We start from the raw sequence: 20,558 nt of genomic DNA on the forward strand, positions 1-20,558 counted from the left end.
AAATACCTCCTGGCGTCAATTCACAAAATGCCAACGCAAGGGCAATGGCGCGCGCCGCAGGCTTCGCCCCGCCGGTGCAGGCCGTTGCGAACGAAACGGAAACGATGCTTCATGCCGGCATGAACATCGCCATCCGTGATTCGGCAGCAGTTTCCGGTTATCTCGCCCGCCTGAACCCGGGCCAGCGTGCTGCCGTCTTGCATGGCGACGGCGCGGTGTCAGGCCCCTTGCTGATCATTGCCGGCGCCGGCTCGGGCAAGACCAACACGCTCGCCCACCGGGTTGCCCATCTCATCGTACGTGGCGCCGACCCCAGTCGCATCCTCTTGATGACATTTTCGCGCCGTGCCGCGGCCGAGATGAGCAGGCGCGTCGAGCGCATCGCCGCCGACGTTTTGCAGGAGCGCGCGGCGAGCCTGATGGAAGGGCTGAGCTGGGCCGGCACCTTCCATTCCGTCGGCGCGAGGTTGCTGCGCGACTATGCGCCCGACATCGGGCTCGAGCCGGCCTTCACCATCCATGACCGGGAGGATTCGGCCGACCTGATGAACCTGGTTCGCCACCAGCTCGGTTTTTCCGAGACGGAGAAGCGCTTTCCCACCAAGGCGACCTGCCTTGCCATCTATTCCCGCGTCGTCAATTCCCAGGACAGGCTCGAGGCGGTGCTCGGCCACGCCTTTCCCTGGTGCGTCGGCTGGAGCGACGAGCTGAAGGCGCTGTTCGGGGCCTATGTCGAGGCCAAGCAGGCGCAGAACATCCTCGATTACGACGACCTCCTGCTCTACTGGGCGCAGATGGCCGCCGAGCCTGACATCGCCGCCCATCTTTCCCAGCGTTTCGACCATATCCTCGTCGACGAATACCAGGACACCAACCGGCTGCAGGCGGCGATCCTGACGGCGATCAAGCCCGACGGCCGCGGCCTGACGGTGGTCGGCGACGACGCCCAGTCGATCTATTCGTTCCGCGCCGCCGAAGTGCGCAACATCCTCGACTTCCCCGGCCTGTTTGCCGAACCTGCCCAGGTGGTGACGCTCGACCAGAACTATCGCTCGACCGACGCCATATTGAACGCCGCCAATGCCGTCATCGGCGAGGCCGAGGAGCGTTTCACCAAGAACCTGTGGACCGAACGCCGGTCGCTGGAAAAGCCCCGCATCGTGACGGTTGCAGACGAGGCCGAACAGGCCGGCTATGTCTGCGACGAGGTCTTGAAGGAGCGCGAGGCCGGCACGCTTTTGAAGGAGCAGGCGGTGCTGTTTCGGGCAGCGCATCATTCGGGGCCGCTCGAGGTCGAGCTCACCAGGCGCAACATCCCCTTCGTCAAGTTCGGCGGGCTGAAGTTTCTCGATGCCGCCCATGTCAAGGACGTGCTGGCTGTCCTGCGCTTTGCCCAGAACCCGCGCGACCGCATCGCCGGCTTCCGGGTGATGCAGCTGATGCCGGGCGTCGGCCCGTCGGCGGCGTCGAACGCCATCGACAGCATGGAGCAGTCGCTCGACCTCGAAATGGGGCTGGCGCGCTTCTCCCCGCCGGCCCGGGCGGCAAGCGACTGGCCCGGTTTTGTCGCGCTGTTTTCGGACCTCCGGCGCGGCCCCGGCTGGCCGGCCGAGATGGAGCGGGCGCGGCTCTGGTACGAGCCGCATCTCGAGCGCAAGCACGAGGATGCGACGACACGGCGGGCCGACCTGCTGCAGCTCGAACAGATCGCCTCCGGTTATCCCAGCCGCGAGCGTTTCCTCACCGAGCTGACACTCGACCCGCCCTCGGCAACCAGCGACGAGGCCGGACCGCCGCATCTCGACGAGGATTATCTCATCCTGTCGACGATCCATTCGGCCAAGGGCCAGGAGTGGACCAAGGTGTTCGTCTTGAACGCGGTCGACGGCTGCATGCCGATCGACCTCAGCGCCGGCGAGCGCAAGGAGCTCGAGGAAGAACGCCGGCTGCTTTATGTCGCCATGACCCGGGCCAAGGATTCGCTGCACCTGATCACGCCGCAGCGTTTCTTCACCTCCGGCCAGGCGGCGCGCGGCGACAGGCATGTCTATGCCTCGCGCAGCCGCTTCATTGCGCAGCATCTGCTTACCCATTTCGAGGCGACCGCCTGGACCAGCCAGTCGTTCCAGAAAGACAAGGCGACGCGGCCGCGCACCTCGGTCGACATCAAGGGCAAGATGCGCTCGATGTGGACGTGAGGGGCGAGACCGGCGGGTCGGCAACGTTGCTATCGAACGACGACATTGTTTTCAGATCGGATAGAGGCGTCGTCACTTCCGCAAGATCGACCTCCGCAGGACAAGTGCCTGCGCCCTCGCCTTCAAAGCGTCAGTCGTCGAGTATGGCGTCGACCACCTGTTCGACATCCATGGCGGATGAATCGATCCACCGGCCGAGGTGCTGCGTCTCGCGGGCCAGGGCCTCGGCGAGAACAGCGGGCGGAAAATGGTCGGAATAGCCTGATTTCGCCCGGTCCCTGTCGCGCTGCGCCAGCACCTCGGCCGAAGGCGCCAGCACCACGACGCGCGGATCAAGGTCGGCCAGGCGCTCGACGGCGGCGACAAGATCCTGCCCGATGAGAATGTCCTGATAGACAACGGTGAAGCCGGCGTCGTGGTAACGGCGCACGGCATCGGTGGCGATCACCTGGCGCAGCGTCAGTTGCGCGCGCGCTTCGGCGTCGAGCGTCGGCCCCATGACTGCCGCACCGTTGACGATCATGCGACGGAAGACATCGCCGCCGACGACGGCCGAGCGGGGGAAACGTTGCGCCAGCGCCTTGGCGACGGTGGTCTTGCCGGCGGCCATCGCACCGGTGATGACAAAGAGGCTCATGCGGAAATCCTGCTTGTTGCTCGCCCCGTGCGCATGGCAGCTGGGCAGATCTTGGCGGCTGGGCAGATCAAGCCAGCGGGGTAGATCCGGGCACCTCGACGGATCAGGTCACCGCGACAGAAACGCCTCCGCGGCGCCGCCGCGGCAGGCTTCGAACATGCGGACGAACACGGCACCGCGGGCCGACAGCCCGGCCCGGCCCCACAGCGCCTTGCCTGAGGTCCTGTCCGCCGGCATCGCGCGCAAAGGCTCGCCAAGAGTGGCGTTCATGCAGCTGAGCACATAGGCACGAACGACCGAGATGCCGCAAATCGCGCCATCGGCGTTGAGGGCGCTCGATGGGATCTGCTCGATCCGCCGGTCGGCACCAGCCAGCAGGAAGGTCCGCTCGCTCCCCGCCTGGATGCAAGCAGCTGTTGCAGCTTGCCGCGTTCGGACGCCCGGCTGACGGGAGGGCAAGCGCCCGCGGCATGCGCCGCGCTGGAGGCGAGAACGGCCAGCGCAAATCCAAGGCTCAAGGCGAATCTGAAACGAGATAGCATGCGGCAAAGCTTAGCCGCACTCAACACTGTCGACAACTTGCAGCAATCGAGATTTCGTGCGGTATTATACGGGAGATCGCGGGTCGAAAGACAATGAACCACGCTGCCGGCGCCGTTGGAATACTGATTTTCTTACTGCTGGTCGTGACCGGACATGTTCTTTGGGGGCAAGGCGGCGCTGCTGCCCTGGGCGCGCTCGGGGCGATACTCGGCTTTTTCGTTGCCGTTTTTCTCGATGAAATCCTGCCCGGCAAATATGGCGACTATGTCGATGCGGCTTTGGGCGCTGCGCTGGTTTTGACCATGGGATGGATGATCGTGGATTTTGCCATCACGAACTGGAACGTTCGCTAGACGCGTCGATGTCATCAACCTGAGAAGAGGGGGAATAACCATGGCCAACGAAGGAAAGATCGTCGGTGCAGCCGAAGCGCACCAGAAGGCGATGGAACAGGTCAAGGAGATGGACAAGCAGTTCCGGCCGGAGCCTGTCGAAAAGACGCTGTTCGAGAAGACCCACGAAAAGCTCGAAAAGGCGCAAAAAGAGGGCAAGGTCTGAGCTCAGCCGCACAGAGGCAACCGCCCTAGCCGCAGCATGGCTGGCCATCGCCTTTGGCGGGGCCGCAGCAGCTGGCCTTCGCCTGCTCGACAAGCCAGCGGTCGCGCGGCTTGCAGCTCGACGCCCGGGCGGAGAGCTGGACATGGACCTCGCCGCCGTGGACAAGCGGCATGGATGCCTTGTGGAGCTGTATCGCGGCGATGCCGTCGCTGACCTCGAAGGTCAGCCTGGCGCCTGGATCAAGAGCCACGTGCGCGCCGACCTTGCCGATGATGGCCGCGAATTTTCCCGCGGTCATATGGGTCCGTCCGTCTTCGTCGACATCCCAGAGCTGGATGAAGAGCTCGGTCCAGGCCTCGGGGTTTGCGCCGCAATCAAGTGCTGCAAAGGCTCCCGCCTTGACCTCGGTGACATGATAGCCCGGCTTCACCGTGCGGCCGCCATAGCTGAACAGCAACGGCTTGTCCTTGTGCCCGGCGAGGACGGACACCAGCGCGCCGATCGAAATGCCGTCGCCCGGGAAACCGGTCGAGCCAGCAAATTCGCGGTTGTCAGGGGTCGGCATCTCGGTTATTCCTCATTTTGACATTTCTAGGATTGTTGAAATATGGATGAACGTCAAGCGCTGATCGCCTTCGGGGCGATGTCCCAGGAAACGCGGCTGAAGATCGTCCGGCTGCTGGTCAAGGCCGGGCCGGACGGCATGGCCGCTGGCAGCATTGCCGAGGCCGCAGGGGTTACGGCATCGAACGTCTCGTTCCACCTCAAGGAGCTGGAGCGTGGCGGGCTGGTCACCGCCCGCCGCGACGCGCGTTCCATCGTCTACTCGGCCGACTATCAGGCGCTGAGCGGCCTGATCCGGTTTCTGATGGAGGACTGCTGCGCCGGCAACCCGGCCATCTGCCAGCCGGCCCTTGCGCCCGCCTGCTGTTAAGGGACGGCCAGAAATCATGTCGACATTCGAACGTTATCTGACCCTCTGGGTCGCGCTGTGCATCGTCGTGGGCATCGCGCTTGGCCATCTGCTGCCAGCTGTCTTCCAGGCGATCGGCGGCGCCGAGATCGCCAGGGTGAACATTGCGGTCGCCGTGCTGATCTGGCTGATGATCATCCCGATGCTGCTGAAGATCGATTTCGCCGCCATGGGCGAGGTCGGCAGGCATTGGCGCGGCATCGGCGTCACGCTGTTCATCAACTGGGCGGTGAAGCCGTTCTCGATGGCGCTGCTCGGCTGGCTGTTCATCGGCTGGCTCTTCCGCCCGCTTCTGCCCGCCGACCAGATCGATTCCTACATTGCGGGTCTGATCATCCTGGCAGCCGCCCCCTGCACGGCCATGGTTTTCGTCTGGTCGAACCTGACCAGGGGTGAACCGCATTTCACCCTGTCGCAGGTGGCGCTCAACGATGCCATCATGGTGGTTGCCTTTGCGCCGATCGTCGGCCTGCTGCTCGGCCTGTCCGCGATCACCGTTCCCTGGGGCACGCTGGTCCTGTCGGTGGTGCTCTACATCGTCATTCCCGTCGTCATCGCCCAGCTGATCAGACGCCGGCTGCTCGCCGCAGGCGGCCAGGCCGCGCTCGACCGACTGCTGCACTCGCTGCAGCCGCTTTCGCTGGTGGCTCTGCTGGCGACGCTGGTGCTTCTGTTCGGCTTCCAGGGCGAGCAGATCATCGCCCAGCCGGCGATCATCGCGCTTCTGGCGGTGCCGATCCTGATCCAGGTCTATCTGAACTCGGGCCTGGCCTATCTGCTCAACCGCGTCTCGGGCGAGCAGCATTGCGTCGCCGGTCCGTCGGCGCTGATCGGCGCTTCCAATTTCTTCGAGCTGGCGGTCGCCGCCGCCATCAGCCTGTTCGGCTTCAGCTCGGGTGCGGCACTTGCAACCGTCGTCGGCGTGCTTGTCGAGGTTCCGGTGATGCTGTCGGTCGTCTGGATCGTGAACCGCAGCAAGGGCTGGTACGAGCGCGGCGTGGCCGTCAAATCCTCCAACGAAGCTGAAAGGTCCGCCTGATGGACGTCACCATCTACCACAACCCCGCCTGCGGCACGTCGCGCAACACGCTTGCGCTCATCCGCAATGCCGGGGTCGAGCCCACTGTGATCGACTATCTGAAAACGCCGCCCGCGCGCGCCGTGCTGCAGGACATGATCGCCAAGGCCGGCCTCAGCGTGCGCGAGGCCATCAGGCAGAAGGGCACGCCCTATGCGGAACTGGGCCTGGACGATCCGAAGCTGACCGACGACCAGTTGCTGGACGCCATGCTGGCGCATCCGATCCTCATCAACCGGCCATTCGTCGTCACGCCCTGGGGCGTGCGGCTCAGCCGCCCTTCCGAGGTCGTGCTCGACATCCTGCCGCTTCCGCAAAAAGGGCCGTTTCACAAGGAAGACGGCGAGGTGCTGATCGATGCCTGGGGAAACCGCGTTGCCTGACCTGCCCAACATCGCCAGCAACGCGCTGGAACTGCCTGACCGCACCAAGCTGTCCGTCGAATTGTCGCCCCACAGGCCGCGGATCCTGCTTCTCTACGGATCGCTTCGTGGACGCTCATACAGTCGCTTCCTGACCCAGGAAGCTGCGCGCCTGCTGGAGCACTTCGGCGCCGAGACCCGCATCTTCGATCCGGCCGGCCTTCCGCTGCCGGACGGCGCGCCAACCGATCATCCGAAGGTCAAGGAACTGCGCGAGCTGTCGCTTTGGTCGGAAGGCCAGGTCTGGACCAGCCCGGAACGGCACGGGGCGATGAGCGGGGTGATGAAATCGCAGATCGACTGGATCCCGCTGGCCACAGGTTCGATCCGGCCGACGCAAGGGCGCACATTGGCGGTGATGCAGGTCTCGGGCGGCTCGCAGTCGTTCAACGCGGTCAGCCAGATGCGCATCCTCGGCCGCTGGATGCGGATGATCACCATCCCGAACCAGTCTTCCGTGGCCAAGGCCTACCAGGAGTTCGATGAGGCTGGCCGCATGAAGCCGTCATCCTACTACGACCGCGTCGTCGACGTGATGGAAGAGCTGGTCAAGTTCACCCTGCTCACCCGCGATGTCTCGGACTACCTGACCAGCCGCTACAGCGAGCGCAAGGAAGATGCCGAAAAGCTCGAGGCGCGCATGAAGCTCAAGGCGATCTAGAGCATCTGGTCCCGCCGTTGGGGTCGTCGGCAAGGTCGTCGTCCTAACGGCATATTTCTATCATTCTCGAAATACCCATTGACGTTGCCACTCCATGGGCGCTAGCTATTTCCATGAAGCTCGAAACAGCAGCTACCCAGCTCGAAGCGCTCGGCAACCCGACGCGACTACGGATTTACCGAGCCCTCGTTCGCGCCGGCGAACAGGGGCTCGCCGTCGGCCATCTGCAGGAGAGGATCGGCATCGCCGCATCGACCCTCTCCCATCATCTGCATCGACTGATCGCCACTGGTCTCGTTGGGCAGGAGCGCCAGGCAACAACACTGATCTGCCGTGCCAATTACGCCGCAATGAACGGCCTTCTCGGTTTCCTCTCCGACGAATGCTGCGCCGACGTTCGCTCCCCTCAGACGAAAGACAACGCGGCATAGTTTTTTGACAGCTATTTCGATAATCCCGGAAAGATGGAAAATGGCACCGCCCGTTTCAACTGAACAGCGCCGCAGCACCGTCATCTGGGGCCTCGGCCTGACCCAGATCATCGGCTACGGCACGCTCTATTACAGCTTCAGCATCCTCGCGCCCGGGATGGCCAGGGATTTCGGCTGGACCCAGGAATGGGTGTTCGCAGTCTTTTCCGCCGCCTTGCTGATCGGCGGTCTCGCCGCGCCTTCCATCGGCCGCCGCATCGATCGCCATGGCGCGGGTGCGATGATGGCCCTGGGCTCGCTGGTCGCGGCCTTGTCGCTGGTCCTGTGCGGGCTCGCGCCCGATCGCCTGACCTTCGTCGCCGGCATGATCGTCATGGAGATCGCCTCGGCCTTCGTCCTCTACAACGCAGCCTTTGCCGCCTTGGTGCAGATCACGCCGCAAAGCGGCCAGAAGAGCATCACCCATCTGACATTGATTGCCGGATTTGCCTCGACCCTGTTCTGGCCGATCACCACCGAACTGCACGCGCATCTGACATGGCGGCATGTCTATCTCGCCTTCGCCGTCCTGCATCTGGTGGCGTGCCTGCCGTTTCACTGCTGGCTGGCACGCGCGATGAACGCCGATCGCCGCGGCGCCAAGGACAGTGCCAGAGCCGTGGCAGCGATCGCAGGAAGCGTCGCCTCCTGGGATCGGCGCCGGGCGTTCACCCTGATGGGCCTGGGATTCGCGCTCGAAGGCTTCGTCCTGTCTGCCCTGCTCGTCCACATGGTTCCGCTGCTCAGCGCCGTCGGGCTTGGGGCGAGTGCTGTGCTGGTGGGCACGCTGTTCGGCCCTGCCCAGGTGTTCAGCCGCTTCATCAACATGCTGGCCGGCCGCGGGCTGTCGCAGCTGGTGCTGGCGGTGATCTCCGCCGCTTTCCTCGTCGCCGGCTTGTCGACCTTGCTGGTGTCGGCTCCCTGGATCTGGGGTGCGGCGGCTTTCGCCATCCTTTTCGGCCTCGGGTCGGGGTTGACCAGCATCGTCCAGGGGTCCCTCCCCCTGGCCCTGTTCGGCTCCGAGGGATATGGCGCGTTGCTGGGCAAGATATCGTCGATCCGGTTGATCGTATCGGCACTGGCTCCGTTTGTCTTTTCAGTGCTGATGGCGCGTTTCGGCACCTGGCCTGCGCTCGCCATCGCCATCGTGCTGGGCATCGCCGCGGCCATCGCCTTTGCCAGCATCGGCTGGCGCCGCCGTGAAACTGAAATGGTGCCGGAGACATGAGCCGCCTGGCGGCGCCCCAGGGGGCAACGACCGTTGTTTCGCCTTCGGCCGTTCGACGGCGGATCGTGGAGAACATCGGCCTGGTCTTTGCCGATGCCGGAGCAATCGGACTTGTGTCAGAGCTGTCGGCGCGCACGGCTGCGAGGCCGGGCGTCGGCCAAGGTCTGAGGCTGCGCCTTGGCCCCAGGTGCTTGTCACCAACGCCTTGGGATGACCGATGCATAAAGTCAGGGACGCGCTCGTCGAGGTCCTGATGTCGAACACGCAAGATCGCCTTGCCTGGGACCCGGCATCGCCGGCGCAGGCGGCACAACATCTCGGCCTGACCCAAGCGCCCATCCAGCGGGCGGTCGACCGGCTCTGGCAGCGCATCGTGCAGGACAGGTCTTCTGGCGACTTCCACCTGTGGACGTGGCCAGCGCGGGCGGAAGGTGGCGCAGGCGCCGACAACACCAGACCCTGCGAAACCGCCACGCCGCCTGGCCGCTGCCACCAGCGGCCAGACCCACAAGGTCTTCGGATTCCGGATCGTGCGGGGCGCGCCGGGGAGACAGAGGTCGCGAACAGCCCTGCCCGCCACCCAGATCAGCACCAGCCAGCCTGCCCGGCCAAGGCCTGTTGAGGCGGCGGCCTCAGCAGGCCTTTGTCGCGCCTGCGCGGCTGGAAACTGCGCCGCGCGATTTATTGTGCAGTGCAGCAACGATAGGCGCTCATCGGCGTTGTGGAGGGCGCGCGGTCCGGTCAGGGCTGCGGAAACAGGACACCGCCATGAGAAACCTCTCTGATACGATCTCGCGCCTGGCAGCACGCCGTGCGCAAACGGTCGCGCCGGAGCGGCATGACGACCCGCTCAGGGATCTGGTGAACTTCGGCTCGAACCCCGGTGCCCTGCGAGCCAGAAGCTATACTCCGGAGAACCTGCCTGGGTCAGCGCCGCTGGTCGTCGTGCTTCATGGCTGCACCCAGACCGCGTCGGGCTACGACCATGGCGCCGGCTGGTCCGCCCTTGCCGACAGCCAGGGCTTCGCGCTGCTGTATCCGGAGCAGCAGCGGCCCAACAACGCCAATCTCTGCTTCAACTGGTTCGAGCCGGGCGACATGATGCGCAACGGCGGCGAAGCGCTGTCGATCCGCCAGATGGTCGAGGCGATGGTCCTGGCGCATCGGCTTGATCGCAGCCGGATCTTCATCACCGGGCTTTCGGCCGGCGGCGCGATGACGTCGGTGATGCTGGCGACCTATCCGGAGGTGTTTGCAGGCGGCGCCATCATCGCCGGCTTGCCCTTCGGCACCGCCAATTCGATCCCGACGGCCTTCGACCGCATGCGCGGCCATGGCAGCCCCTCGCAGGCGCGGCTTCAGCAGCTGCTGCGCGCCGCCTCGCCCCACACGGGCGCATGGCCGACGCTCTCCGTCTGGCACGGCTCGGCCGACCAGATCGTCGCGGGATCAAACGCCGATGACATCATCGGCCAATGGCGGACCATTCACGGCATCGACGATGAAGCGCCGCCGTCGACGACCATGGTCGACGGCCACAGCCGTCGCGTCTGGAAAGACGGCTCGGGACGGGAGGTGATCGAACAGTATCGCATCACAGGCATGGGGCACGGCACGCCGCTGGCCGCAGACGGCATCGGGACCCCCGGCCCGTTCATGATCGACGCCGGCATCTCGTCGACGCAGCGCATCGCGCAATTCTGGCAAATCGCAGATCCGCAGGTCGAGATCCTGCTGCCGCAAAAACGGGAAAGAGCAGCGGCTCCCGCCAGGCCGGCCCGCGCCGAGGGGATCACGAAAACCATCGAAGATGCGCTGAGATCGGCCGGGCTTCTGCGCTAGGCAGATACGCGCCGGCTCCGGCCAAGGCGAGCGGGCCACCGGACCCCCTCGCCTGCGTCTGACATGCGTCAGCGCGCTTCTCGCTTCCACACCCGCAATCTGCCCAGCGCCTCGACGAAAGCCGGCATGTCCTGCGGCGTGGCAAGGCGGATGACGCCCTCATCTTCCAGTGCGCCGTTGCCGCAAACCTTCTCGACCAGCCCCTTGGCAGCCGTGACATGGCCGATGAACTTGCAGTGCGCGAAAGCATCGGACACAAAGTCGCGAACATCGGGATTGTCCGACAAGGCTGGCATCGTCTTCTCGTCCGGCAGCAGCGCGACCGCATCATAGAGCACCGAGGGCGCCCCGGCGATCATCTGGTCCGCCGGCACCAGGCTGCCGTCGCTCAACTTGGCCCCGCCGACCTTCGGCGCAATGATCTCGCAGCTCGCCCCGGCCTTGGCGAGCGCGTCCTTGAGCGCCGAAAGCAGGGCGGCATCGGTGCCGTCGGTGACGAGAATGCCGAGTTTTCGTCCTTCGAACCGCTCGGGTCCCTTGGCGAGAATGCTGAGCGAGGCTGCCGGCTCGAGATCCTGGCGCGTTGGCATTGCAGCGTCGGCCGCCTTGGGCATGGACTGCAAGCCCAGATTGGCGGCGACGCCATTGGCCAGGCCGCGATCGACATTGACCAGATGCGACACCATGCGCTCACGGATGACCGGCGTCTTGACCTTGGCGAGTTCGAAGGTCAGCGCCGCTGCGATATGGGCCTGCTCCGGCGGGGTCTGGCTCAGGTAGAATTGTCTGGCCTGGCTGTAGTGATCGGCGAAGCTTTCGGCACGCAGCCGCTGCTTGGGCCCACTCTCGACGTCGGCAAAGGAGCGGAACCCGGCTTGCGGGGATTCGCGCGGCCCCTCGCCCCAGGAATTCGGCTGGTAGTTGGCGCGGCCGACCGGGTTGCGCATGGCCATGTGACCGTCCTGCTGGAAGTGGTGGAACGGGCATTTGGGCGCGTTGATCGGAATATGGGTGAAGTTGGTGCTGCCCAGCCTTTTGATCTGGGTGTCGAGATAGGAAAAGTTGCGCCCCTGCAGCAGCGGGTCGTTGGAGAAGTCGATGCCGGGCGGCACATTCTGCGTCATGAACGCCACCTGCTCGGTCTCGGCAAAGAAGTTGTCGGGCATGCGATCGAGCACCAGGCGGCCGACCGGGACAGGCGGCAGCAGCTCTTCGGGAATGAGCTTGGTGGCGTCGAGCACGTCGAAGTCGAAGCTGTCGGCGAACTCCTGGTCGAACAGCTGGACCTGCAGTTCCCACTCCGGAAAATTGCCGGCCTTGATCGCGTCCCAGAGGTCGCGGCGATGGAAATCGGGATCGGCGCCGTTGATCTTGACCGCCTCGTTCCAGACCACGGACTGGAGGCCGAGCTTCGGCTTCCAGTGGAACTTGACGAAGGTCGATTCATCCCTGGCGTTGACCATCCGGAAGGTATGGACACCGAAACCCTCCATGAACCTGAACGAACGCGGGATCGCCCGGTCGGACATCACCCACATGATCATGTGCATGCTCTCGGGCGTCAGCGAAATGAAGTCCCAGAAATTGTCGTGGGCCGATTGCGCCTGTGGAAAGCCGCTGTCGGGCTCGGGTTTCACCGCATGGATGATGTCGGGAAACTTGATCGCATCCTGGATGAAGAACACCGGGATGTTGTTGCCGACGATGTCCCAGTTGCCCTCCTGGGTGTAGAGCTTGACCGCGAAGCCGCGGACGTCGCGCGCCAGGTCGACCGAGCCCTTGCTGCCGGCAACGGTGGAGAAGCGGACAAAGGCCGGCGTCTTTTCGCCTGCGCGCTGGAAGATGTCGGCGCGGGTGTATTTTGCCAGCGACTTGTAGGTCTCGAAATAGCCATGCGCGCCATAGCCGCGGGCATGCACCACGCGCTCGGGAATGCGCTCATGGTCGAAATGGAAGATCTTCTCGCGCAGGTGGAAGTCTTCCAGCGCCGTCGGTCCGCGTGCACCGATCTTCAGCGAGTTCTGGTCATCTGAGACCGGGCCGCCCTGGGCGGTGGTGAGCACAGGGGTTGCGCCTTCGGCCAGCTGGTGCAGCTCGCCGCCTTCGCCGCGCCGGAGTTTCTGGTCATGGATCGTGGCGAGCTTACCCGACGTGCGGTTGGTTGACTTGGCCATTGTTCATTCCTTGGAGAGGGGGTGCGGTGCGCACATGATCCTCAATGCCGCGACGCCGGTGCGGTTCCCTGGGCCGCGAAATGAAGTGGGGGACGCGACATGAAGGGGGCCGCAACTGGCACTACCGCTCGCCGGGGAACCGCCGGCAGAGCCGGCATTTGCGACATCCCGGTCGCCCTGCTGATGCGTCCGATCGGCCATGGATGCCAGGCGGCGGCCTGGGCCGGCGGGCCGAAATTGTGCCGGCACTTTTTGGGAACCAATCGTCCCGCCAACGGTTCTATTGTCGCAAGTCAGGAGAAAACAATGAAAAATCTTATACTTAGCGCGGCCATTCTGGCTGCCACGGCTTTCCATGCCCAGGCGCAGACCCAGCCCTCGACCGACCCTCAGACGCCGGCCATTGCCACGCCTGACAGTGTCAATCCGACGGCTCCGGTGGCCGGCGCCAACAGCTTCACCGAAGCCCAGGCCAAGGCCAAGATCGAAGAGGCCGGCTTCCAGAACGTGACGGCGCTGGTCAAGGCCGACAGCGGCATCTGGCAGGGCAAGGCGACCAAGGACGGCAAGGAAATGGCCGTTTCGCTCGACTACCAGGGCAATGTCGTCGCCCAATAATCGGGCCCGATGACGTCATCGCGCCCTCCTCCCATCATTTCAAATCGTAAAAGGAAGATCACAATGGTCAGTGTGACAGGGTTGTTCGACAATTATTCCGACGCACAGGCAGCGGTCGAAGAGCTGCACCGCGCCGGCATTTCGCATGACGACATCAGTGTCGTGGCGAGCAATGCAGACGGCTCCTATGACGCCCGCTCGTCGGATACGGCAGACGCTGCCGGCACCGGCGCGGGCATCGGCGCCCTGGTTGGCGGCACAGGCGGCTTGCTCACCGGCCTCGGCGTCATGGCAATCCCCGGGGTTGGCCCGGTGGTGGCGGCCGGCTGGCTGGCGGCGACCGCCGCAGGTGCTGCGGCCGGTGCATTGGCGGGCGGTGCGACGGGCGGCCTCATCGGGGCACTGACCGATTCCGGCGTCCCCGCCGATGACGCCCATGTCTACGCCGAAGGCGTCCGGCGGGGTGGCACGCTGGTGACCGCGCGCGTCACCGAAGGCGCTGAAGAAGACACCGCAAGGTCCATCCTGCACAACGCCAATCCAGTCGATGTCGGCGAGCGTCGGGCAGCCTATGCCGAGGGTGGCTGGACGGCCTTCGACGAAAACGCCGACCCGTTCTCGCCCAGGGAAATCGAAGAAGAGCGCCGGCGCTACGCCGCACGCATTCCTCCGGTGGTCTGACCCCACTGATCCGACACCCGTAGTCTGAACCGGTGTCAACCGCCGCCGTCGGTTGTTCGACGCGGGCGTCTGACCCCTGGCAATGCTGACGGCCCGATCCGGCATTCCGATCGGGCCGCCTGGCTATGGCGGCCCATGCCGCCAGCGGACGGATCGAATAGCTCGCATGCGCGTTTTACCACTTGCTAATATAGGAGGTCGACATGCCGGACGATCCAAAGAAAACCGCTGAGGACCGAAAGCTGGTTTCGGGCCACGACTATGAGGGCCAGGACTATGAGATCGAGGAGTTCGCGCGCAAATATGACCTGATGCGTGGCGAAGCCGCGGCGATGATCAGGCGATACGGCCCGTCCCGCCGCAAGCTTGACGCCATCATCACGCAGCGCCCGCGCGGGCAGATGACCCGGACAGATGCCTGAACCGAGCCAGCCCACCGCCTTCAGCGTCGACCAGACGGTCAGTCTCAGGTCCCGTGCCGGCGTGCCCCTGGGCACGCCCAACAGCTTCATCGTCAAGACGATATTGCCGAGCGAGAACGGCCACCGTCACTATCGCATCCGCAGCACGGAAGAGGCATTCGACCGCATGGTGCCCGAGGCCAATCTGGTCGCCGCGGACCAGTGCCAGACGATCCATGATGATGAAGCCCGACGGAATTTCCGCATGCGCTTTGCGCCGAAGCGGCGGCGATAGCGGTGCTTTCCATGCGCGCAAGTTGTGTGAAACAATCTCCAGAATGCCGTCAAAAGATGGTCGCTGCAGCAAAAGCCGCCCAATTGCCTGATATTGCATAGCAGTGGCTGTTCGCCTCATGAAGGCGTATAGTCGCCAGATCGACGATAACTGGAACGGGCATCGCCGGCTGCGAGCGCATATCAAGCTTCCGCCCCAATTACGGGAGGGAAGCCGTGAACAGCTCCTCGAACGTCTCAGCACTGGATTTCGAAATTGTCCTCGGCGCCTTGCGCCGCATGATCCCTTTGCCGACCGACCCATCCGACCTTCATGCGCTGGCACGATGCTTGATCGCCGAATTATGTCCCGAAAAGACCTATCCCGACGCGCTCATGGATGCGTTGGTTCAAGCCGTGGCCCAACCTCAAACTATCGGCCAACCTATCCGCCGGCATGACGCAGGGTAGCCAGGTGCTGGTCGACCTGCGCTTCCGCCACCGACAGCAGGACATCGACGTCATCGAAGAGGGCGCGATCGTCGAGGCCGGCGATGCGTTTCCTGAGCAGCCTGAGGTCGTGACGGATGGCTTCAGCGTCAGGTGATTGCCGGAGGATGTTCATTGAATTCTGCCTGTCGGGGATCGCGACCCAGTTGGCTGGCGAAGAAAGCAGGCGCCTCCTCGGTGGCAGCCTGCACAACGGACAATCGCCCGCTCATAGGCTCAATCGCCGAGATCATGACAGGTTCCATGAAAAAGGCCTGCCGGATGGGGCACATCCGGCAGGCCTGGTGTGAGCATGACCGGAGGGGGGAGGCCATGCTCGCCACTACAACTCTTGTCGTCCCGATAAGTTCCCTGAGCGAAGGCCTGCCGGAGGGTTGTCTGGGACTTCGCGGGAAAGACGCTCAGGCACGGATCCGCCTTGCCACGATCTCCGCTGGTCGACGCCCGACGGTTCGGGTCGTCGCAGCCAGATCAAGCCCGGTCGTCAGATCAAGCCCGGTCGTCAGATCAGGCCCGGTCGCCAGATCAAGCCCGGTCGCCAGATCAAGCCCGGTCGCCAGATCAGGCCCGGTCGAATGTGAACGATGTCAGCAAGGTGGTCACGAAATTGCTCGCCTTTTCCTTGACCAGCATGGTCGTCCAGTCGTCCGTGCCGCGCAGCCTCAGGTCGGTGTAGATGCTGTCGACCGCCGCCTCTTCGATGCGCTTGATATGCGCCATGAAGGCGACCTCCCCGTCCGAGCGATACATGTCGCGGATGACCATGCGCAGGACCTCCTGGATCGCTATTTGCCAGGCGGTGTTGATCGCGTGAATTTCATTGGTGTCTTCTGACATGGCTATTCCTTTGGGTGGCTCGGCCCTGGACAATGTTCACGCGGGGCCTGGTTCACGCGGGGCCTGGTTCACGCGGGGCCGGGTTCACGCGGGGCCCTGGTTCACGCGGGGCTTGAGCAGCCGCCTGACAAGGCGCGGATGACAGGGCGCCGCATCAGACCTGTTTCGCGACAGCTGCGGTCCGTTGGTCTCGGCTTGCCTGGCCAGGAGCGATCGCGGTCGCCCCTGCACGATCATGCTGTTCCTTTGCGAGGCGCGCCTGACGAAGCCGGAGCGTCTTTTCCTCGCGCGAGCGAACGAGGACGTCCACCACATCGAGGGGGGTGTTGCGTGCGAAAAATTGCGATTGCGCACGGCTGAAGGCAATCTCCGCCTGTTGGCGGGATTTGCTGTGTGTCTGAAACAATGGTTTTTCCGATTGGGAGGCCGCATAGGTGCGCGGCAATAAAAAAGGTCAGGCGGGCTGCCTGACCTTGATCGGTATCATGCTCTCACAGTGCCAGTACATCCGTGGTCAACGGAGAGACAGATACTGTATGGCTCAGGCGGCCTGCAGATTGCAGGCAGACATCTTGCCGGACTTGCTGTCGCGCTCCATATCGAAGCCGATCTTCTGGCCCTCGACGAGTTCGCGCATTCCGGCGCGCTCGACGGCAGAGATGTGAACGAACGCATCCGCGCCGCCATTGTCGGGCTGGATGAAGCCGAAGCCTTTGGTGGAATTAAACCATTTAACGGTGCCAGTGGTCATGATGAACCCTTTCATAGCAAAAGTGGGACCACAACGCCGAAGCGCTGCGGATGGTGATAGCGATTTTTGAAAGAAAAGGTTCGTTCAGGGCGCGGTGCCAAACGCGCGGTAACCAAAGCTCAGCAAGCAAATATCGATGATGCAGATGTAGGGCAGCCCCGTCCTGTTGTCAACTCCAGCTTTTGTCATGCGGCGGATTCGACATAGAGTTGTACCGCGCGGGCCGGCAAGCAGGCGGCCAGTCCGAGTCATGTACCCGTGTGAGGTGGATTTCGGCGGGCCCATGATTATTGGCCGTCAGCGTGAAGACCACGGGAATGTCGCCCTTGGTCCAAATGCGCCGCCACTGGTTAGACAGAGCCCCGGCCCTGACGACTTTTCCCGGTGCATGATGGCAAAAAGCCCCGCCACCTCAAGACAGCGGGGCTCAATCTGGAGAACCGGATTACATCGGCGGCGACAGCGTCACCTGCGTGACCTTGGTCATGTCGTCGCCGTCCATGGTGATCACTACCTTCTTGCCGACCGCGAGCTCAGCGGGAACAGCAATGTCGGCTCCGACGGTGAAGCTCTTGCCGTCCTCCAGCAGGATGACCTTGGTCTCCTTGTTGTATTCCTTGATCACGCCTTCAGCAGTTCCTGCGAAAGCCGTGCCGGCAAGGAACAGCGTGGCGCTGAGCGCCAGGATGAGCTTTTTCATGTTTTGATTTCTCCTGACCTTTCAGGCGTGTTTGCCTATCGGTCACTCACCCAACCTTCTCGCGCCGCTTTGGTTGCCATTGCATACCGAGATAACTCGGCGAGCATGCCGTTCCCACAGCGGAAAGGCGACGACATTTGCATCTCCACCCTCCGGAACCGTAAGAGCCGCCGGTCGTTCTGGCCCCGAGGGATCTCAACCACAGGAGCCAACCATGCCGACCAAAGAAAAGGGCCTTGAAGACCTCTTCCACGACACCCTTCGCGATATCTATTACGCGGAGCGCAAGATCCTGAAGGCGTTGCCGAAGATGGCCCGCGGCGCCAGTTCCATGGAATTGAAAGCGGCGTTCGAGAAACACCGGGACCAGACCGAAGGCCATGTCGAGCGCCTGCAGCAGGTCTTCGCGCTGATGGACAAGCCGGCCAAGGGCAAGACGTGCCCCGCTATCGACGGCATCCTCGAAGAGGGCGAGGAAATTCTCGCGGACTTCAAGGGTACGGCAGCAGGCGATGCCGGACTGATCTCGGCTGCCCAGGCCGTCGAGCATTATGAAATCACCCGCTACGGCACGCTGCGTCGCTGGGCTGAAATCATGAAGATGCCGGAAGCAGCGGAACTTTTCGCCGCCACCCTGGCCGAGGAAGAGACCACCGACAAGGATCTGACGGCCTTGGCCGACAGCAAGGCCAACCGTCAGGCCTTGGCCGCATGATCGACAGCCCCGCAGCTCTGCCGAACAAACCGCCAGCGCTGTGGGGCGCCCCCTCAACAGCCATTCGGAGGCGCCCCCATGAAACCGACCACCCCACCCCAGCCCAGCCTGCCCACTGATGACGAGCTCGTCATGCACCTGGTGGAAACCAGCGACCTGTCGCCGCTCCAGGCGGCGGAACTTGTCAGGCGCCATGGCCGCGACCGCCGCAAGCTCGATGAGCTGGCCAGGACATTCAAGGCGGAGAGTTGAGCCATGGGTGCCGCTCAGCCACGCGCCGCAGGCAGGCAACGCGCGATCCAGGCGAAGGTCGACAAGGACGACAGGCAGCAGCGCAAGGTCAAACCGCCCAAGGCGATGCAGGCCGGTGCCAGACGGTATCCGACCCCGCCCTTCCCGAAGCAGCATCTGCCGAAACCCGGCCACGAAACCTCGGTCGAGCCGGCGCCGCTGTATGACGCGCCCTATTATCTCGGCTCGCAGAAACTCGCCGGCAAGGTCGCGCTGATCACCGGCGGCGATTCAGGCATCGGCCGGGCGGTTGCGGTGCTGTTTGCGCGGGAGGGCGCCGACATCGCCATCAACTATCTCAGCGAAGACGTCGATGCGAAGCAGACAAAGCTCGCCGTCGAAGCGGAAGGCCGCAGCTGCATCCTGCTTCGCGGCGACGTCAGTTCGGCTGCCGCATGCCGCAAGGCGGTGGCGAGGACAGTCAAGCAATTCGGCAAGCTCGACATCCTCGTCAACAATGCCGCCTTCCAGGTGCATTCGGCCGATATCGCCGACCTCACCGAGGCGCATTTCGACACCACGCTCAAGGTCAATCTCTACGGCTATTTCCACATGGCCAAGGCAGCGCTCGAGCATATGGGGCCAGGCGCCGTCATCCTGAACACCGGCTCGGTGACCGGCATCAGGGGCAGCAAGGAGCTGGTCGACTATTCGATGACCAAGGGCGGCATCCATGCCTTCACCAGGGCGCTTGCCGCCAACCTTGTCGATCGCGGCATCCGCGTCAACGCGGTCGCACCGGGACCGGTTTGGACGCCGTTGAACCCGTCGGACAAGCAGGCTGAGGACGTCGCGCAGTTCGGCGCAAAGACTGCGATGAAGCGCCCGGCCCAGCCCGAGGAAATCGCCCCCGCCTATGTGTTCCTCGCCTCGTCGCACTGCTCCAGCTACATCACCGGCGAAATCCTGCCGATCATCGGCGGCTACTGAGAAAATGCCGGCCGGCCGAGGCCGGCACGACACGTGCATGCAAAGGTGAGCGCCATGTTGCCGCCCGAAATCGTCGACAACCCGGATCTTTCCACAGATGAGAAGATCGATCGTCTGCGCAACCTCGATGCCAATCTTCGCAGCCTGCATCGCGCGCTCTACCCCGGTGAAACGCCGTGGGACGACCTGGCCGAGATCGAGACCTGTATACGCAGCCTCGAGCAGAGGCTGCCATCCAACCCGGGAACCACGGCGGCTCTCGATCGTTGTCGCCACGGCGGGGACCAGATGCTCCGACAAGATGCCGTCCCAAGGGTGTCGCAGACCGCCGCGCCGCAAAGAGTTGATGCTTTCGGCTGACGGCATGGCCGATCGCCAGGCGCTTGCGGCATGATCCATGCAATGCCGGCCGGCCCGTCCCGACAGAGGGCTCGCCTCGCAACCTCGAGAGGGGGACTGAGATGACCAGGGCTTTGTTGGCAATACCGCTGGCGCTGATGTCGCTTTCGGCGGCCGTTGTTGCGGAGAAGGACTTTCTTCAAACGCTTTCCGGCAGATGGCAGGGCTCCGGCCAGGTCCGGCTGCGGCCTGATACGGCGCCGGTCCCGGTCGTCTGCACGCTGCGATCACGCAGCAAGGGCGCTTCACTCAATCTGGACGGCAATTGCCGGGCAAAGATCGTCTTCTCCAGGCGCATCGGCGTCGATCTGCGCGCCGAAGGGTCGCGTTATTCCGGCACCTATGTCGGTTCACGTCGCGGTGCGGCCAGCCTTGCCGGCAGACGCAGCGGCGATACTGTCACGCTGCAGATCAACTGGCCTGACCGCGGCTCAGGCGCGCGGGTCGCCACCATGCAGGTGGCGAGCAGGATTGCCGGCAAAATGCGCATCGTCACTGTCGAACGACACCCGCAGACCGGAAACCGGGTGGTGACGGCTGATATCGCCTTCAGCCGCAACTAGACGGGCCTCTTTTACAGACGCACATTTTTTGAGCCGGGCGGCGTCCTTCGCTGCGTGGGGAACCCTAGCTGAGCACGGCGGGTTGTTGACAGGAAACGGAGACCC

At 63.9% G+C, this 20,558-nt stretch carries 31 protein-coding genes; 22 read left to right on the plus strand and 9 right to left on the minus strand.

The genetic code is table 11. The annotated features are described in order from the left end of the window. The first annotated feature begins 119 nt into the window (after positions 1 to 119). Positions 120 to 2,198 carry an ATP-dependent helicase gene (locus IG197_RS05440; RefSeq protein WP_192319587.1) on the plus strand — a complete coding sequence of 693 codons (2,079 nt, stop codon included), beginning with the start codon at positions 120 to 122 and terminating at the stop codon, positions 2,196 to 2,198. Positions 2,199 to 2,328: 130 nt separating this feature from the next. On the opposite strand, the gene IG197_RS05445 is transcribed toward IG197_RS05440, so the two are convergent. Both IG197_RS05445 and IG197_RS05450 read right to left on the minus strand, forming a co-directional pair. Continuing rightward, positions 2,329 to 2,835: an AAA family ATPase gene (locus tag IG197_RS05445; RefSeq protein WP_192317504.1), complete on the minus strand. Its 507-nt coding sequence runs from the start codon at positions 2,833 to 2,835 to the stop codon at positions 2,329 to 2,331. Positions 2,836 to 2,943: 108 nt separating this feature from the next. Next, positions 2,944 to 3,294 (minus strand): hypothetical protein, encoded by a 351-nt coding sequence (locus IG197_RS05450; RefSeq protein WP_192317506.1) that lies wholly within the window; start codon positions 3,292 to 3,294, stop codon positions 2,944 to 2,946. 176 nt (positions 3,295 to 3,470) lie between these two features. Here IG197_RS05450 and IG197_RS05455 point away from each other — a divergent pair, with 176 nt between their 5' ends. Then, entirely contained in the window at positions 3,471 to 3,731 is a 261-nt protein-coding gene (locus tag IG197_RS05455; RefSeq protein ID WP_067963846.1) for a hypothetical protein, read from the plus strand. A 40-nt stretch (positions 3,732 to 3,771) separates the two neighbouring features. Next, positions 3,772 to 3,936, plus strand: coding sequence for a hypothetical protein (locus IG197_RS05460; protein WP_182575341.1), 165 nt, complete (start codon positions 3,772 to 3,774; stop codon positions 3,934 to 3,936). Between the two features lie 25 nt (positions 3,937 to 3,961). On the opposite strand, the gene IG197_RS05465 is transcribed toward IG197_RS05460, so the two are convergent. After that, the gene (locus IG197_RS05465; protein ID WP_192317507.1) at positions 3,962 to 4,501 is read right to left on the minus strand and encodes a DUF6428 family protein; all 540 of its coding nucleotides are present in this window, start codon (positions 4,499 to 4,501) and stop codon (positions 3,962 to 3,964) included. A 42-nt stretch (positions 4,502 to 4,543) separates the two neighbouring features. Between IG197_RS05465 and IG197_RS05470 the strand changes: the two genes are divergently transcribed. The 8 genes from IG197_RS05470 (at position 4,544) to IG197_RS05505 (ending at position 10,610) form a co-directional block, all read left to right on the plus strand. Further along, positions 4,544 to 4,870: a helix-turn-helix transcriptional regulator gene (locus IG197_RS05470; RefSeq protein ID WP_067963850.1), complete on the plus strand. Its 327-nt coding sequence runs from the start codon at positions 4,544 to 4,546 to the stop codon at positions 4,868 to 4,870. A 16-nt stretch (positions 4,871 to 4,886) separates the two neighbouring features. Then, a complete protein-coding gene (arsB, locus tag IG197_RS05475; RefSeq protein ID WP_192317509.1) occupies positions 4,887 to 5,948 on the plus strand; it encodes an ACR3 family arsenite efflux transporter in 1,062 nt (353 codons plus the stop codon). Continuing rightward, entirely contained in the window at positions 5,948 to 6,370 is a 423-nt protein-coding gene (arsC, locus tag IG197_RS05480; protein ID WP_192317511.1) for an arsenate reductase (glutaredoxin), read from the plus strand. Before arsB ends, arsC begins: the two co-directional genes overlap by 1 nt. Then, positions 6,345 to 7,070, plus strand: a complete 726-nt coding sequence (gene arsH / locus IG197_RS05485) for an arsenical resistance protein ArsH (protein WP_192317513.1) — start codon at positions 6,345 to 6,347, stop codon at positions 7,068 to 7,070. The genes arsC and arsH overlap by 26 nt, the downstream gene beginning before the upstream one ends. Before the next feature lie 113 nt (positions 7,071 to 7,183). Then, complete coding sequence (locus tag IG197_RS05490) at positions 7,184 to 7,501, plus strand: helix-turn-helix transcriptional regulator (protein ID WP_067963858.1); 318 nt, start codon at positions 7,184 to 7,186, stop codon at positions 7,499 to 7,501. Positions 7,502 to 7,541: 40 nt separating this feature from the next. Beyond that, entirely contained in the window at positions 7,542 to 8,768 is a 1,227-nt protein-coding gene (arsK, locus tag IG197_RS05495; RefSeq protein WP_192317516.1) for an arsenite efflux MFS transporter ArsK, read from the plus strand. 217 nt (positions 8,769 to 8,985) lie between these two features. Next, positions 8,986 to 9,390, plus strand: coding sequence for a hypothetical protein (locus IG197_RS05500; RefSeq protein ID WP_192317518.1), 405 nt, complete (start codon positions 8,986 to 8,988; stop codon positions 9,388 to 9,390). A 146-nt stretch (positions 9,391 to 9,536) separates the two neighbouring features. Then, a complete protein-coding gene (locus IG197_RS05505; protein ID WP_192317521.1) occupies positions 9,537 to 10,610 on the plus strand; it encodes a PHB depolymerase family esterase in 1,074 nt (357 codons plus the stop codon). Between the two features lie 68 nt (positions 10,611 to 10,678). Here IG197_RS05505 and IG197_RS05510 read toward each other — a convergent pair whose 3' ends face one another. Next, on the minus strand, positions 10,679 to 12,784 hold the full coding sequence (locus IG197_RS05510; RefSeq protein ID WP_192317523.1) for a catalase: 2,106 nt from the start codon (positions 12,782 to 12,784) through the stop codon (positions 10,679 to 10,681). Positions 12,785 to 13,090: 306 nt separating this feature from the next. Between IG197_RS05510 and IG197_RS05515 the strand changes: the two genes are divergently transcribed. From IG197_RS05515 to IG197_RS36640, 6 genes are all read left to right on the plus strand, one after another. Beyond that, on the plus strand, positions 13,091 to 13,402 hold the full coding sequence (locus IG197_RS05515; RefSeq protein WP_067963865.1) for a hypothetical protein: 312 nt from the start codon (positions 13,091 to 13,093) through the stop codon (positions 13,400 to 13,402). Between the two features lie 63 nt (positions 13,403 to 13,465). Next, the gene (locus IG197_RS05520) at positions 13,466 to 14,083 is read left to right on the plus strand and encodes a general stress protein (RefSeq protein WP_192317525.1); all 618 of its coding nucleotides are present in this window, start codon (positions 13,466 to 13,468) and stop codon (positions 14,081 to 14,083) included. Positions 14,084 to 14,286: 203 nt separating this feature from the next. Beyond that, positions 14,287 to 14,505, plus strand: a complete 219-nt coding sequence (locus tag IG197_RS05525) for a DUF3606 domain-containing protein (protein ID WP_192317527.1) — start codon at positions 14,287 to 14,289, stop codon at positions 14,503 to 14,505. Beyond that, the gene (locus IG197_RS05530; RefSeq protein WP_067963871.1) at positions 14,498 to 14,779 is read left to right on the plus strand and encodes a hypothetical protein; all 282 of its coding nucleotides are present in this window, start codon (positions 14,498 to 14,500) and stop codon (positions 14,777 to 14,779) included. Before IG197_RS05525 ends, IG197_RS05530 begins: the two co-directional genes overlap by 8 nt. A gap of 215 nt (positions 14,780 to 14,994) precedes the next feature. Continuing rightward, complete coding sequence (locus IG197_RS05535; RefSeq protein WP_192317529.1) at positions 14,995 to 15,228, plus strand: hypothetical protein; 234 nt, start codon at positions 14,995 to 14,997, stop codon at positions 15,226 to 15,228. A 4-nt stretch (positions 15,229 to 15,232) separates the two neighbouring features. Continuing rightward, on the plus strand, positions 15,233 to 15,364 hold the full coding sequence (locus IG197_RS36640) for a hypothetical protein (RefSeq protein ID WP_256441235.1): 132 nt from the start codon (positions 15,233 to 15,235) through the stop codon (positions 15,362 to 15,364). Here IG197_RS36640 and IG197_RS36060 read toward each other — a convergent pair. From IG197_RS36060 to IG197_RS05555, 5 genes are all read right to left on the minus strand, one after another. Beyond that, entirely contained in the window at positions 15,357 to 15,512 is a 156-nt protein-coding gene (locus IG197_RS36060) for a hypothetical protein (protein WP_210346896.1), read from the minus strand. The genes IG197_RS36640 and IG197_RS36060 overlap by 8 nt on opposite strands. A 316-nt stretch (positions 15,513 to 15,828) precedes the next feature. Next, entirely contained in the window at positions 15,829 to 16,104 is a 276-nt protein-coding gene (locus IG197_RS05540) for a hypothetical protein (RefSeq protein WP_067963875.1), read from the minus strand. A 154-nt stretch (positions 16,105 to 16,258) separates the two neighbouring features. After that, positions 16,259 to 16,510 carry a hypothetical protein gene (locus IG197_RS05545; protein WP_192317531.1) on the minus strand — a complete coding sequence of 84 codons (252 nt, stop codon included), beginning with the start codon at positions 16,508 to 16,510 and terminating at the stop codon, positions 16,259 to 16,261. 135 nt (positions 16,511 to 16,645) lie between these two features. Beyond that, the gene (locus IG197_RS05550) at positions 16,646 to 16,855 is read right to left on the minus strand and encodes a cold-shock protein (protein WP_192317533.1); all 210 of its coding nucleotides are present in this window, start codon (positions 16,853 to 16,855) and stop codon (positions 16,646 to 16,648) included. 445 nt (positions 16,856 to 17,300) lie between these two features. Next, complete coding sequence (locus tag IG197_RS05555) at positions 17,301 to 17,555, minus strand: DUF1344 domain-containing protein (RefSeq protein WP_192317535.1); 255 nt, start codon at positions 17,553 to 17,555, stop codon at positions 17,301 to 17,303. A 214-nt stretch (positions 17,556 to 17,769) separates the two neighbouring features. Here IG197_RS05555 and IG197_RS05560 point away from each other — a divergent pair, with 214 nt between their 5' ends. The 5 genes from IG197_RS05560 to IG197_RS05580 all read left to right on the plus strand — a co-directional run bounded on the left by IG197_RS05560 (position 17,770) and on the right by IG197_RS05580 (position 20,453). After that, complete coding sequence (locus IG197_RS05560; protein ID WP_115732757.1) at positions 17,770 to 18,270, plus strand: ferritin-like domain-containing protein; 501 nt, start codon at positions 17,770 to 17,772, stop codon at positions 18,268 to 18,270. A gap of 78 nt (positions 18,271 to 18,348) precedes the next feature. After that, positions 18,349 to 18,522: a hypothetical protein gene (locus tag IG197_RS05565; protein WP_192317537.1), complete on the plus strand. Its 174-nt coding sequence runs from the start codon at positions 18,349 to 18,351 to the stop codon at positions 18,520 to 18,522. A gap of 3 nt (positions 18,523 to 18,525) precedes the next feature. Beyond that, positions 18,526 to 19,491, plus strand: a complete 966-nt coding sequence (locus IG197_RS05570) for an SDR family oxidoreductase (RefSeq protein ID WP_192317539.1) — start codon at positions 18,526 to 18,528, stop codon at positions 19,489 to 19,491. A gap of 54 nt (positions 19,492 to 19,545) precedes the next feature. After that, complete coding sequence (locus tag IG197_RS05575; RefSeq protein WP_192317540.1) at positions 19,546 to 19,851, plus strand: hypothetical protein; 306 nt, start codon at positions 19,546 to 19,548, stop codon at positions 19,849 to 19,851. Between the two features lie 101 nt (positions 19,852 to 19,952). After that, positions 19,953 to 20,453, plus strand: coding sequence for a hypothetical protein (locus tag IG197_RS05580; RefSeq protein WP_192317542.1), 501 nt, complete (start codon positions 19,953 to 19,955; stop codon positions 20,451 to 20,453). Positions 20,454 to 20,558: the final 105 nt, after the last annotated feature.

The sequence above is a fragment of the Aminobacter sp. SR38 genome (genome assembly GCF_014843375.1).
Classification (GTDB): Bacteria; Pseudomonadota; Alphaproteobacteria; order Rhizobiales; family Rhizobiaceae; genus Aminobacter; species Aminobacter ciceronei.